The organism is Pseudokineococcus sp. 1T1Z-3 (assembly GCF_037482365.1).
Taxonomy (GTDB): Bacteria; Actinomycetota; Actinomycetes; order Actinomycetales; family Quadrisphaeraceae; genus Pseudokineococcus.
Map to the genome: position 1 here is coordinate 243,421 of NZ_JBBHZF010000026.1, position 12,432 is coordinate 255,852.

At 75.1% G+C, this 12,432-nt stretch carries 11 protein-coding genes; 4 read left to right on the top strand and 7 right to left on the bottom strand.

Annotation, left to right across the window (positions count from 1 at the left end; genetic code table 11):
* Window positions 1-26 precede the first annotated feature (26 nt).
* The gene (locus WDV86_RS13245) at window positions 27-1,826 is read right to left on the bottom strand and encodes a putative bifunctional diguanylate cyclase/phosphodiesterase (RefSeq protein ID WP_339568105.1); all 1,800 of its coding nucleotides are present in this window, start codon (window positions 1,824-1,826) and stop codon (window positions 27-29) included.
* Between the two features lie 179 nt (window positions 1,827-2,005).
* On the opposite strand from WDV86_RS13245, the gene WDV86_RS13250 reads away from it, so the two are divergent.
* On the top strand, window positions 2,006-2,485 hold the full coding sequence (locus tag WDV86_RS13250; protein WP_339568106.1) for a DUF3592 domain-containing protein: 480 nt from the start codon (window positions 2,006-2,008) through the stop codon (window positions 2,483-2,485).
* Between the two features lie 85 nt (window positions 2,486-2,570).
* Complete coding sequence (locus WDV86_RS13255) at window positions 2,571-2,876, top strand: hypothetical protein (protein ID WP_339568107.1); 306 nt, start codon at window positions 2,571-2,573, stop codon at window positions 2,874-2,876.
* A gap of 15 nt (window positions 2,877-2,891) precedes the next feature.
* Here WDV86_RS13255 and WDV86_RS13260 read toward each other — a convergent pair whose 3' ends face one another.
* The 3 genes from WDV86_RS13260 to glnA form a co-directional block, all read right to left on the bottom strand.
* Window positions 2,892-4,322: a TonB-dependent receptor gene (locus WDV86_RS13260; RefSeq protein ID WP_339568108.1), complete on the bottom strand. Its 1,431-nt coding sequence runs from the start codon at window positions 4,320-4,322 to the stop codon at window positions 2,892-2,894.
* A 131-nt stretch (window positions 4,323-4,453) separates the two neighbouring features.
* Window positions 4,454-5,665 carry an MFS transporter gene (locus WDV86_RS13265; protein WP_339568109.1) on the bottom strand — a complete coding sequence of 404 codons (1,212 nt, stop codon included), beginning with the start codon at window positions 5,663-5,665 and terminating at the stop codon, window positions 4,454-4,456.
* An 82-nt stretch (window positions 5,666-5,747) separates the two neighbouring features.
* Window positions 5,748-7,172 carry a type I glutamate--ammonia ligase gene (gene glnA, locus WDV86_RS13270; protein WP_339568110.1) on the bottom strand — a complete coding sequence of 475 codons (1,425 nt, stop codon included), beginning with the start codon at window positions 7,170-7,172 and terminating at the stop codon, window positions 5,748-5,750.
* A gap of 203 nt (window positions 7,173-7,375) precedes the next feature.
* On the opposite strand from glnA, the gene WDV86_RS13275 reads away from it, so the two are divergent.
* Entirely contained in the window at window positions 7,376-7,816 is a 441-nt protein-coding gene (locus WDV86_RS13275) for a hypothetical protein (RefSeq protein ID WP_339568111.1), read from the top strand.
* 48 nt (window positions 7,817-7,864) lie between these two features.
* Here WDV86_RS13275 and WDV86_RS13280 read toward each other — a convergent pair whose 3' ends face one another.
* From WDV86_RS13280 to WDV86_RS13290, 3 genes are all read right to left on the bottom strand, one after another.
* Window positions 7,865-8,671: a DUF4191 domain-containing protein gene (locus WDV86_RS13280; protein ID WP_339568112.1), complete on the bottom strand. Its 807-nt coding sequence runs from the start codon at window positions 8,669-8,671 to the stop codon at window positions 7,865-7,867.
* A gap of 65 nt (window positions 8,672-8,736) precedes the next feature.
* Entirely contained in the window at window positions 8,737-9,744 is a 1,008-nt protein-coding gene (lipA, locus tag WDV86_RS13285) for a lipoyl synthase (RefSeq protein ID WP_339568113.1), read from the bottom strand.
* A 250-nt stretch (window positions 9,745-9,994) separates the two neighbouring features.
* On the bottom strand, window positions 9,995-11,431 hold the full coding sequence (locus tag WDV86_RS13290; protein WP_339568114.1) for a serine hydrolase domain-containing protein: 1,437 nt from the start codon (window positions 11,429-11,431) through the stop codon (window positions 9,995-9,997).
* 19 nt (window positions 11,432-11,450) lie between these two features.
* Here WDV86_RS13290 and WDV86_RS13295 point away from each other — a divergent pair, with 19 nt between their 5' ends.
* Window positions 11,451-12,383, top strand: a complete 933-nt coding sequence (locus tag WDV86_RS13295) for an LLM class F420-dependent oxidoreductase (RefSeq protein ID WP_339568115.1) — start codon at window positions 11,451-11,453, stop codon at window positions 12,381-12,383.
* The last annotated feature ends 49 nt before the right edge of the window (window positions 12,384-12,432 follow it).

The window sequence follows — 12,432 nt, forward strand, 5'->3', positions numbered from 1 at the left end:
GGGCGACGGTACCGGGCGGAGGCGGTTCAGCGCGACGACGCCGGGACGTCGTCCCGGCGTTGCCCGGGCACGTGGGCTGCCCCGGGCGTCCTGGAGCCGGGCGTCGTGGCGGCCGGGGTGCTCTCCAGCCGGGCCGCGAGCGCGGCCAGCGGCTCGGGGCGCGCGAGGTGGTAGCCCTGGAAGAGGTCGCAACCCAGCGCGCGCAGCGCCTCGGCCTGCTCGGCGGTCTCGACGCCCTCGGCGACGACGCCGAGGCCCATCGCCCGGCTGAGCTGGACGACGGCCGCCACGAGGAGGGCCCGGCGCGGGGAGGTGTGGGCCGTGGCGGTGAAGGACCGGTCGAGCTTCAGGTAGTTGGCGGGGACGTCGTCGAGCCGGCTGAGGCAGGAGTAGCCCGTGCCGAAGTCGTCGACGGCGACACCGACCCCCTGCGCCCGGACGGCGTGCAGCGCGGCGACCGCCACCTCGGCGTCGGCCTCGACGACGGACTCGGTGACCTCCAGCACGAGGCGCCCGGCCGGCCAGCCCGTGCGGCGCAGGACCTGCGCGACACCCTCGGCGTAGCCGGGGCGCACCAGCTCCAGCCCTGAGACGTTCACGCCGACGACGACGCCCGACGCGACGGCGGCCGGCGACGACGCCAGCTCGCGGCACGTCCGCTCCAGCACGGCGGAGCCGAGACGGTGCACCAGCCCGTGCTCCTCGGCGGCGGCGACGAACTCCGCCGGGCTGATGGGGCCCTGGACGGCATGCACCCACCGGGCCAGTGCCTCGAGGCCGCACAGGACCGGCGTCCCGGACGCGTCGTAGGCGTAGAGCGGCTGGTAGTGGACCTTCACCTGCCCGCGGTCCAGCGCCAGCGACAGGGCCGAGGCCAGCAGCGCCGACCCGCTGAGTGTCTCGCCGCCCCCGTCGGCGCCCACGACGCAGCGGCCACGACCGGCGCGCTTGGCCCGGTGCACCGCCGCGTCGGCCCGGCGCAGCAGCTCGGCGGGGGTCTCGTCCAGGCGGGCCCGGACGACGCCGGCGGACGCCGGCCGGCGGGTGTCCGTGACGAGCGGCTGCAGCACGCGCACCAGCTCCTCCTCGTCCCCGCCGGGCAGCAGGACGGCGAACTGGTCGCCGCCGAAGCGCGTCAGAGCCGACCTGGCGGGCAGCGCGGCCCGCCAGCTCGCCGCGACCTCCCGCAGCGCCGCGTCGCCGGCGTCGTTGCCCCCGGTCGCGTTGACCCGCTTGAAGCCGTCGAGGTCCAGCATCGCCACGGCGAGCGCTTCCCCGGAGCGGTCGGCGGCCCGCAGCTCCCGGTCGAGCAGGTCGTCGAGACCGCGCCGGTTGGGCAGCCCGGTGAGCGCGTCGACGCTGGCGCTGGAGGCGCGGTCGACCACGAGGCGCACCATGACGGCGACGGCGACGAGCAGCAGGTCGGCGGCGACCGTCTCGGCGACGGTGACGTCGCCGCGCAGCAGCAGCGCCGTCGTGCTGAGCGCCATCGACGCGGACAGGTAGCCGGCGGCGGTCGCGAGCGGGAAGAAGATGGTGGCCGCGACGGCGACGACGGTGTGCAGGCTCGCGAGCAGGAGGGCGCCGGAGGCGTCGTCGGCGACGACGCTCACCAGCGCGGCCAGGCCGATGCTCAGCGCGACGAGGGCGTGCACGGCGGGCCGGCCGACCCGGTGGCGCAGCAGCGCCACCCCTGCTCCCGCGACGACGCCGGTGCCGGCGACCGCCGCGAGGACGCCCCGGGACGTCGAGGCGTGCTGCCCGGCGAGGACCAGCAGGCAGCTGAGGCTGGCGAGGGCGTACGCGACCGAGAGCGTGACACCCACCAGGTGCGGCGTAGCCACCTCCGGGACACGTCGCCAGTCGGTCATGGCCTCCCCATCGGCAGGTGGCGGCCTCGACCACCCCGGACGGGTGAGCCCCGGCGTTCTGCTCACCCGTCCGGACCGTCGTGCCAGGCTGGGTGGGTGCCACCCCGACGTCCTGCCACCACGAGGGCGACGGGGTGACGAGCGTCCTGGCCGGTGCGCTGACCACCCTGACCCTCGTCGTCGGCCTGGCCCTCGCCCTCGCGGGTGCGTCGGTGCTGCGGCGCGAGCGGCGCCTCGCCCGGCGCCGACGGCGGCTGCGCCAGCACGGTCGCGAGGTGGCCGGGCGGGTCGTCGACACCCAGATCCACACCCGCGGGCGCGGCGACGCGACCGCGCGGGCCTTCCGCCCCGTCGTCCGCTTCACCACCGCCGAGGGCGTCACGGTCACGACGGTCGCGGGGCCGCTGACCGACAGGGAGTGGTACCTGCGGACACCGGTGCGGCTGCGCCACGACGCCGACGACCCGGAGGTGGCCGACGTCGTCGAGCCGGTGGCGGGCTCGCCCGCCGAGCAGAGCGGGGCCGCGGTCGTCGCGGCCGGCGTCGTGCTCCTGGTCAGCGGGGTGGGCGCGCTGGTCACCGCCGCCGTCGGGCTCCTCGGGACACTCGGGTAGCTCGCCGCTGCTCCGAGCGGGTGGTCCGGGCCCCCGCCGGCGTCCGGAGCGGGCGCCGTGCGGCCGCAGCGGTGCACGGTGGGGCGTGAGCCCTCTGCTGCTGCGTGCCCCCGTCGTCGCCCTCGTGGCGTCGCGGGCACCGGCCGGGACACCGCCGGAGGCCTTCGTCGCGCTGACGCTGGCCCTCGCCCTGCCCGTGGCCGGCCCCGTCGTCGGGGTGGTCCTCGGCCGCCGGACCCGCCGGCGCTGCGAGGCGGCGGGCCTGCCGGGCCGGGAGGTGGCCCTGGCGGCGGAGGTCGTCGGGTGGGTGCTGCTCGGCGTCCTCGCCCTGGGCGTGGTGCTCGTCGCGGCGCTCGTCGCCGTCCCGCTGGTGCTGCTCAGCCAGGCCTGAGGCAGCCGGACGCCCCTACGAACCCGCCCGCGCGTGCCCGAAGAAGCCGCGACGCCTGACCATGTCGGCCACCTCGGGCGGGACCATCGGCTCCCAGCTGTCGTCGCCGGCGGCGATGCGACGCAGGACGTCGCGGCTGAGGATCGGCAGGAAGTCCTCGCGGAAGTTGTCGAGGTCGACGAAGCTGCCACGGCCCGCGAGGTAGTCGAACAACGGCTGCAGCTCCTCGGTCACCTGCACCTGGCCGACCCGGCGCACCTCGTGGCTGCCCATGTCGAGCATCGGGTAGACGAAGAGCTTGAGGTCGTCCTTGAAGAGGCGGCCGAAGCTCTCCAGGATCCCGCCGGGCAGGTGGCTGTGGCTCGCCTCCTGGAAGAGGTCGACCAGGCTCGGGACACCCATGACGATGCCGATGCGCTCGCGGGTGCGCTCGGAGAGGTAGGCCGCGAGACGGTGGTGCTCGACGTAGTCGGTGATGAGCGTCGTCATCCCGCACGCGCCCAGGAGGTCGGCGCGGGCCAGGAAGTCCCGCTGGTCGACGTCCGCCCCGCCCGCCAGCAGGTTGCTCATCGTCAGCTCGGTCAGGCGCAGCACCCGGTCGCCGTCGACGTCGGGGGAGGTGGCGAACTTCTCGTGCGCGCAGCGGAGCATGTCCATGTTGACGACCGTCGGCGGGCGGAAGCTGCCGCGCTCGACGAGCACGGGCCGCTTGCGCAGCACCTCGCTGGGCTGCTGGACCTCCCCGTCCGGGCCGAACATGGCGACGCCGGACAGCCCCAGCTGGACCAGCCGCAGCGCCATGAGCCGGTTGTCGACGTGCCGGAACTCGATGCCCTTGAAGGCGATCATGTCGATCTCGATGCGGCCGGTCGAGAGCCGGTCGAGCAGGCTCTCGACCATCTGCCCCGGCTCGAGGCGCTCGAAGAAGGCGGCGTGCAGCAGGTTGACGCCGACGACGCCGAGGGCCTCCTGCTGCAGCTCGGCCTCGTCGTCGAGCATCCGGACGTGGATGACGATCTGGCTCGGCTCGTCCGCCGGGTGGGCCTGGAAGCGCACGCCCATCCAGCCGTGGCACTCGTTGCCGCCCCGGTAGCTGCGGGCCACGACGGTGTCGGCGAAGGCGAAGAAGCAGGTGTCGTCGCCGCGCGTCGGGCCGAGCCGCTCGACGTTGAGGTCCAGCTCGTGGGTGAGCATCGCCTCCAGCCGACCGCGGGAGACGTAGCGCTCCGACCGGCCGTAGACCGCGTCGCTGACCGCCATGTCGTAGGCCGACATCGACTTGGCGACCGTCCCGGCGGCGCCACCGGCACGGAAGAACCACCGCGCGACCTCCTGGCCGGCGCCGATCTCCGCGATGGTCCCGTACCACCGCGGCTCGAGGTTGATCCGCAGCGCCTTCTGCAGCGTGTCGACGGACGTGTCGACGGCGGCGCTCCTCGGGCTCATCACGCGCTCCTCGCCTCGGGGAGAGCGCCCGTGCGAGGCGCCCGGTGGTGCGGCGACGATCCTCGTGCGCCTGGTGCCTCCCGTCGACCCCCGGGGACGCACCCGGGGCGGGCGACCCGGGTGCGTCGGGCTCAGGCCCCGGCGCTGCGGGCGTCGGCCCTCTGGTCGCGCCAGAGCACTCCCACCGCTGCGACGCCCGCGAGCGAGCCGGCGGCCAGCACCGCCAGCGCGAGCGACCAGGAGGTCGCGGCGACGAGGACGGGGACGAGCCACACCGTGACCGCGGACGTGAGGTAGCCCGCGGCCATCTGCACGGCGACGGCGCCGGCGACGAGGTCGGGGTCGGCGTGTTCGGTGACGAGCGCGGACAGCTGGGCGGAGTCGGCGACCACCCAGAAGCCCCACGCGGCGAGCAGGACGACGACGAGCAGCAACGGCCCCTGCCGGCCTGCCGCGACCGCGAGGGCCGCGACCGCGGAGGCGGTCCCGCACAGCACGACGCTGGCGGGGCGGCCGACCCGGTCCCCGAGGACGCCGGCGAGCACGCACCCGAGCGCGCCGGCGGCCAGGCACGCCGCCGTGATGGACGCCGCGCCCCGGGCGGGGTCGGCGGCGCCGTCGAGGCTGCTCAGTCCGGCGACGAGGACGCCGAGCCACGCCCACATGGCGTAGAGCTCCCACATGTGGCCGACGTAGCCGAGCACGGCGAGCACCACGGGGCGTCGTCGCAGCGCGGTGAGGGCGGCGTGCCGGTCGAAGGTCGCCGGCGGGCGGGCGTGCGGTCCCGAGCGGCGCACGAGCAGCACGAGGAGGCCGCCGACCACCGCCAGGACGCTGGTCACGACGACGACGGGCTGCCACGGGACGCCGTCCGCGGCGGCCCCCGTGCCGCCGCCCAGCGCCGCGACGGCGTGGGGGAGGGCCGTGCCGAGCGTGAGGGCACCCACCATGACGCCCATCGCCGTCCCGCGGCGGCGTCGCGACCACGTGGCGACCTCCTTGAGCGCCGAGGGGTAGACCAGCGCGAGCAGGGCCCCGGTGGCCAGCCGGGCGACCAGCCCTCCGGCGAGACCTCCCGCCAGCAGGAGGCCGGCGTTGGCCACCGCCGCCCCGAGCGCCCCGAGCGTGAGCAGCCGGCGGGCGGGCACGCGGTCGGCCAGGCCCGTCCCGGCCGAGACGAGCGCGCCCACGACGAAGCCGAGCTGCACCGCGACGGTCAGCAGCGCCGACCCGCCGGGCGTCAGGTCCCAGGCCAGCGACAGCTGGGGCACGACCGCGGCCGCCGAGAACCACACGCCCATGGCCAGCGCGGTGGCGGCGGCAAGGAGCGCGACCGCGGTCACCGGGTGCGCGGGAGGGGGCGCCGCACGCGCCGCGGCCCCCGGCACCGGGGGGTGTCGGGGGCCGCGGCGGGAGGGCACCGGCTCAGATGTCGTAGTACATCTCGAACTCGTGGGGGTGCGGGCGGAAGCGGATCGGGTCGATCTCGTTGGTCCGCTTGTAGTCGATCCAGGTCTCGATGAGGTCCTCGGTGAAGACCCCGCCCTTGGTGAGGTACTCGTGGTCCTCCTCGAGCTTGTCGAGGACGGCGCCGAGCGAGCCGGGCACCTGGTCGATGGACGCGAGCTCGTCCGGCGGCAGGTCGTAGAGGTCCTTGTCGACCGGCGTGGGCGGCTCGATGCGGTTCTGGATGCCGTCGAGCCCCGCCATCAGCATGGCGGCGAAGGCCAGGTAGGGGTTGCTCGACGGGTCCGGCACGCGGAACTCGATGCGCTTGGCCTTCGGGTTGCTGCCCGTGATCGGGATGCGGACGCACGCCGAGCGGTTGCGGGCCGAGTAGACGAGGTTGACCGGCGCCTCGTAGCCCGGCACGAGCCGGTGGTAGCTGTTGACCGTCGGGTTGGTGAAGGCCAGCAGCGACGGCGCGTGCTTGAGCAGCCCGCCGATGTACCAGCGCGCGGTGTCCGAGAGCCCGCCGTAGCCCTGCTCGTCGTAGAAGAGGGGCTCGCCGTCCTTCCAGAGCGACTGGTGGCAGTGCATGCCCGACCCGTTGTCGCCGAAGAGCGGCTTCGGCATGAAGGTCGCCGTCTTGCCGTGCAGGTGCGCGACGCTCTTGATGACGTACTTGAAGAGCATCACCTTGTCGGCGGACTTGAACAGCGTGTCGAACCTGTAGTTGATCTCGGCCTGGCCCGCGGTGCCGACCTCGTGGTGGGCGCGCTCGACATCGAGGCCGAGCTCGTCGAGGGCCAGCACCATCTGGTCGCGCAGGTCGGCGTAGTGGTCGACCGGGGGCACCGGGAAGTAGCCGCCCTTGTACGGCGTCTTGTGCCCGAGGTTGCCGCCCTCCTCCTCGCGACCGGTGTTCCAGGCGCCCTCGATCGAGTCGATGTAGTAGTAGCCGGCGTTCTGCTTCGTCTCGAAGCGGACGTCGTCGAAGACGTAGAACTCGGCCTCGGGGGCGAAGAAGGCGGTGTCGGCGATGCCGGTGGACTTGAGGTACTCCTCGGCGCGCCGGGCGATCTGGCGCGGGTCGCGCGAGTAGGCCTCGTCGGTGAAGGGGTCGACGATGCCGAAGTTGAGCACGAGGGTCTTCTCGGCGCGGAAGGGGTCGACGAAGGCGGTCTCCAGGTCGGGCACGAGCTTCATGTCCGACTCGTGGATGGCCTGGAACCCGCTGATCGAGGACCCGTCGAACATCTGGCCGTCGGTGAAGAAGTCGGCGTCGACGGACTTCGCCGGGACCGTGAAGTGCTGCATGGCACCTGGCAGGTCGCAGAACCGGACGTCGACGAACTTGACGTCGTTGTCCTTCAGGTAGGCCATGACCTCGTCGGCGTTGGTGAACATCCACACTCCTGGCTCGTCTGGGCCTCGTTGGGCGCGTCTGGGGCTCGCTGGGCGGGACCGCCGGGAGGCGCTCCGGTCCCGCCCGGTCTGGAGGAAGGTAGGTGCGACCGGCGCCACCCGGGTTACCCGCATGTTTCAGGCGTGTTGCCGCGGCTCGTCGGGCGGCCGTGAGGGGGCGAGCGCCCGTGACTACCGTGGGGCGTGTGGCGGCAGGTGCGGGCGGGTCGGGTCGCGTGGGGTCCCAGGGGCACGAGGGCCGGGAGCAGGACTGGCCCGGTCAGCGCCTCGGCCTGCCGAGGGAGGGGCCGCGCTCGATGGCGCGGCTGGGGCGCCGGGTGGTCGGCGTCGTCGTCGACTGGCTGCTCGCGCTGCTCGTCTCCTCGGCGCTGCTCGGCGGTGACCCGTGGGCGACGCTCGCCGTCTTCGCCGTCGTCCACGTCCTCGGGGTCGCCACCGTGGGCGCGAGCCCTGGCCACCTGCTCCTCGGCATGCGGGTGATCGGCACGGACGGCGGGTGGGCCGGCCCTCTGCCGGCGCTCGGGCGGACGGTGCTGCTGTGCCTCGTCATCCCCGCGGCGGTCTGGGACGCCGACACCCGCGGTCTGCACGACCGGCTCGTCGGCACGGTGCTGGTGCGCCGCTAGGGCACGGCGCCAGCCGCGCTGCCGAGCCGTCCCGCGCTGCCGAGCCGTTCAGCGACCCCGCGCGGCCTTGCGGTCGGGACGGGCGCGCATCGGGTCGACGCCCTTGGGCACCGGCATCCGCATGCCCCCGATGGCCTTGAGGCGGCGGCTGACCTCGCCGAGCTCGCCGCGGGTCATGACGGGCTTGAGGCGTTGGACCTTGCGAGGGAGCTTCGCCAGGGGGACCTGGCCCTCGCCCCTGCCGGTCTCCAGCACGTGCACCGGGACGCTCGGCAGGACGCGCGCGACCTTGCGGCGCTCGCCCTCCAGCAGCTTGCCCACGCGGTGCGAGGGGCCGTCGCCGACGAGGACCACGCCGGCGCGCCCGAGCCCGCGGAAGACCGAGTCGTGCGTGCGCGGGTCGACCGCGACGGGCTCCTCGGGGAAGTCCCAGCCGCGACGGATGGAGCGCAGCGCGGCCCCGGCGGCCCCGGGGCGGCCCTCGATCTGGCGGTAGGCGGCGGCCTCGGCCTTGCGGGCGAGGACGACCATCGCCGCGAGCGCGGCGAGGGGCAGGCCGATGACCGTGAGGTAGATGGGGTGGCCGACGGCGAAGCCGACGAGGAGGGCGACGGCGAGGATGCCGGCGGCGAGGCCGAGCATCCACCAGCGGACCGACGGGTCGGCCCTGCGGGTCATCGTGTAGACCTGCCGCATCTGCGCGATGCGACCGGTGGGGCGTCCGTCGGGCCCGAACTTGGGGCGGTTGCGGCGGCGACGGATCGCCGCCAGCGGCCCCTTCCCGCCCGCAACCGTGCCCGCGGCGGCGCTGCTGGAGGAGGAAGGGGCTGCAGGAGCGGGTGCGCGGCGGGCCATGGCGCTCAGGATACGGGCCGGCGCGACGAGCCTCCCTGGCGCCGTCGGCTCGCCCGGTGGCCGGCTCAGCGCGAGCGCGAGAGCAGGCTCGAGGCCTCCTGGCGTGCGGGCTGCTCGACGTCGAGGTGCGCCAGCGCCTCGGGGATGGACTCCCCGCGCCGCTTCATCGCCCCGGCCCACAGCCGCCCGGCGCGGTAGGACGAGCGCACCAGCGGGCCGCTCATGACGCCGGCGAAGCCCATCTCCTCCGCGGCGTCCCGCAGCTCGACGAACTCCTCCGGCCTGACCCACCGGTCGACCGGGTGGTGCCTCGGGCTGGGGCGCAGGTACTGGGTGATGGTGACGAGGTCGCAGCCGGCCTCGTGCAGGTCCCGCAGCGCGTCGACGATCTCCTCGGTGGTCTCGCCCATGCCGAGGATGAGGTTCGACTTCGTCACGTGGCCTGCGTCGCGGCCCATCCGCAGGACGTCGAGCGAGCGCTCGTACCGGAAGGCCGGGCGGATGCGCTTGAAGATCCGCGGCACCGTCTCCACGTTGTGGGCGAAGACCTGCGGGCCGGCGTCGAGCACCTGCCCGACCTGCTCGGGCTTGCCGTCGAAGTCGGGCACGAGGATCTCCACGCCCGTGCCGGGGTTGAGCGTGCGGATGGCGCGGATCGTCTCCGCGTACAGCCAGGCGCCGCCGTCCTCGAGGTCGTCGCGTGCGACGCCCGTGACCGTCGCGTAGCGCAGACCCATCGCCTGGACGCTCTCGGCGACCCGGCGCGGCTCGTCGGTGTCCAGCGGTGAGGGCTTGCCGGTGTCGATCTGGCAGAAGTCGCACCGGCGGGTGCACTGCTCGCCGCCGATGAGGAAGGTGGCCTCGCGGTCCTCCCAGCACTCGAAGATGTTGGGGCAGCCCGCCTCCTCGCAGACCGTGTGCAGCCCCTCACGCTTGACCAGGCCCTTGAGCTCGGAGTACTCGGGCCCCATCTTCGCGCGGGTCCGGATCCACTCGGGCTTCTTCTCGATGGGCGTCGCGGCGTTGCGGGCCTCGACGCGCAGCATCTTGCGTCCCTCAGGTGCGACCGTCACGTCACGAGCGTACGCGCGAGACGCCCGGGCCTCGTCGGCGGGAGAGCGCCGATGGGACGGCCCCTGCCCCTCGTGGTCGAGCCCGGGGACGACGAGGAGGAGGCGAGGTCGACGGGCGATGTGCACCTGCGGCGACGCCGGTGCGCAGCGCGCTGGCCGGCCCTGCCCCGCTCCAGGGCTCCGCGGAGGAGCTCCCGGACCGGCGCCTCGGCGACCCGCCCTCTGAGGTACGAGGCGGGCGCCGGGTCGCTCACGCTCGCCAGCCGCCCTCGTCCACGCCGCCGGGGACGTCGGCGCCCGGGTCGTACGGCGTGCGGGTGAGGCGGAAGGTCGCGAGGTCGAGGTGGGAGACACCGCCGTCGGCGGCGCGGACGACGCGCAGGCGCTCGCCGGCGTAGTAGGCGTCCAGCCCGACCCACGTGCCGTCGCCAGCCGGGCGGAAGCGCGCGGAGCGAGCGGGTCGCCCCAGCCCCTCGAGGAGCAGGCCTTCGCCGTCGGCCCGCACGACCAGCGGCGCGGGCCCCCAGTACCAGGGGCCGACGAGCTCGAGGACCTCCGGCGCGGGCGCGCGGGGCGTCCACGGCGCCGGCAGCGGCGGCTCGGCGTCGACCATCGCGTCGAGCAGGCGGGTGGCGAGGTCCCCGAAGCCCGTCGTCGAGTTGGTCATCGCGACGACGCCGTCACCCGTGCTCGCGTCCACCTGGAGCATCGCGACGAAGCCGGGCATCGACCCGCTGTGGCCCACGAGCCGTCGGCCGCCGACGTTCCACAGCTGCAGGCCCAGGCCGTACCCGACGCCCCAGGCGCCGCTGCGCGGGTCGTCGACGACCTGCAGCTGCCTCATGAGCGCCAGCGCCTGCGGGCTCAGCACGCCGGCGTCGTCTCGCCCGGCGAGCAGCGCGGCGAAGCGCGCCAGGTCGGGCACGGTGGCCCACACCTGCCCGGCGGGGGCCATCGCCCCCGCGTCGTGCTCGGGCTCCGGCAGCACGACGTCGGCCCACGGGTGCACGGCCAGGCCCGGCGCGGAGTCGGCGTCACGGCGCAGACCGGCCCGCCCCATGCCCAGCGGGTCGAGGACGTCGATCTGCACGACGTCGTGCCACGGACGCCCCCGCAGGCGGCCCAGCAGCTCGCCGAGGACGCCGAACCCGGTGTTGGAGTAGTGGAAGCGCACGCCGGGGCGGTGCCGCCGCGCGTCGGGGGTGAGCGCCGGGGCGAGGGCCGCCCAGTCCCCGCCGGGCGTGCGCTCCCACCACGGGCCGGCGCCGTCGTTCTCGGCCTGCAGGCCCGAGGCCTGGCCGAGCAGCTGCCCGACCGTCAGTGCGCCGACGTCCTCGCGGGCTGACCCCAGCTCGGGCAGGTGGGTCCCGACCGGGTCCTCCAGCGTGAGGAGCCCCTCGTCGTGCGCCCGCATGAGCGCCGTCGCGACGAGGCTCTTGGTGATCGAGCCGATGCGGTAGCGCGTCGTCGGCGCCGGCGGCACGGGCGCGGCGCCCGGCTCGGCGGCGCTGCCGCGGGCGCCCCACCACACGAGGTGGCCGTCGCGCACGAGCCCGGCGACGACCGACGGCAGCCGCCGGTCGACCTGCTCGCGGGCCAGCAGGTGCAGCAGGCGGTCGGTGGTCGCCTCGCGCAGCCGGGGCCGGTCGGTGGGCGCCGGGGTGCTCGCGCTGTCGGTGTCCGTCACAGCGGACAGGATGGCGGTCATGGACCTCCGCGTGTTCACCGAGCCCCAGCAGGGCGCCTCCTACGACGACCTGCTCGCCGTCGCCCGCACCGCCGAGGCGGCCGGCTACGACGCCTTCTTCCGCTCCGACCACTACCTCGCGATGGGCGGTGACGGGCTGCCCGGGCCCACGGACGCGTGGACGACGCTCGCCGGGCTGGCGCGGGAGACCTCGACGATCCGCCTCGGGACGCTCGTGTCCTCGGCGACCTTCCGGCACCCTGGCGTCCTCGCGGTGCAGGTCGCGCAGGTCGACCAGATGTCGGGCGGGCGCGTCGAGCTCGGCCTGGGGTCCGGATGGTTCGAGGCGGAGCACACCGCCTACGGCATCCCCTTCCCCGACGTCCGCGAGCGCTTCGACCGCTACGCCGAGCAGCTGGCCGTCGTCACCGGCCTGCTGGGGACCCCGGAGGGGGAGACCTTCTCCTACGCGGGGGACCACTACACGCTCACCGACTCTCCGGCGCTGCCCAAGCCGGTGCAGCGGCCCGTGCCCGTCCTCGTCGGCGGGGGCGGCAAGCGACGGACGCCGGCGCTGGCCGCGCAGCACGCGAGCGAGTTCAACCTCCCCTTCGGGTCGGTGGACGACGTCGCGGCGCAGTTCGGGCGGGTCCGCGAGGCGTGCGCGAGCGCGGGGCGCGACCCCGAGGAGCTCGTGTGGTCCAGCGCCCTCGTCGTGTGCGTCGGGCGCGACGACGCCGAGGTGGCCCGGCGGGCGGCGGCGATCGGCCGGGAGGTCGAGGAGCTCAAGGCCAACGGGCTGGCCGGCTCGCCCGACGAGGTCGTCGAGAAGCTGGGGCGCTTCGCCGCGGCCGGCTCCCAGCGCACCTACTGCCAGTTCCTCGACCTGGGCGACCTCGACCACCTCGAGCTCGTGGCCGAGCAGGTGGCGCCGCAGGTCGCGGCGCTCTAGCGGCGCCCGAGGCCGGCGGTCACGGGCTCTTCAGGCGGTCGCGGCCTCT

Coding starts and splice junctions, on each gene's coding strand:
- WDV86_RS13260 (WP_339568108.1), bottom strand. CDS start 4,322: ATGAGCCCGAGGAGCGCCGCCGTCGACACGTCCGTCGACACGCTGCAG.
- glnA (WP_339568110.1), bottom strand. CDS start 7,172: ATGTTCACCAACGCCGACGAGGTCATGGCCTACCTGAAGGACAACGAC.
- WDV86_RS13280 (WP_339568112.1), bottom strand. CDS start 8,671: ATGGCCCGCCGCGCACCCGCTCCTGCAGCCCCTTCCTCCTCCAGCAGC.
- WDV86_RS13295 (WP_339568115.1), top strand. CDS start 11,451: ATGGACCTCCGCGTGTTCACCGAGCCCCAGCAGGGCGCCTCCTACGAC.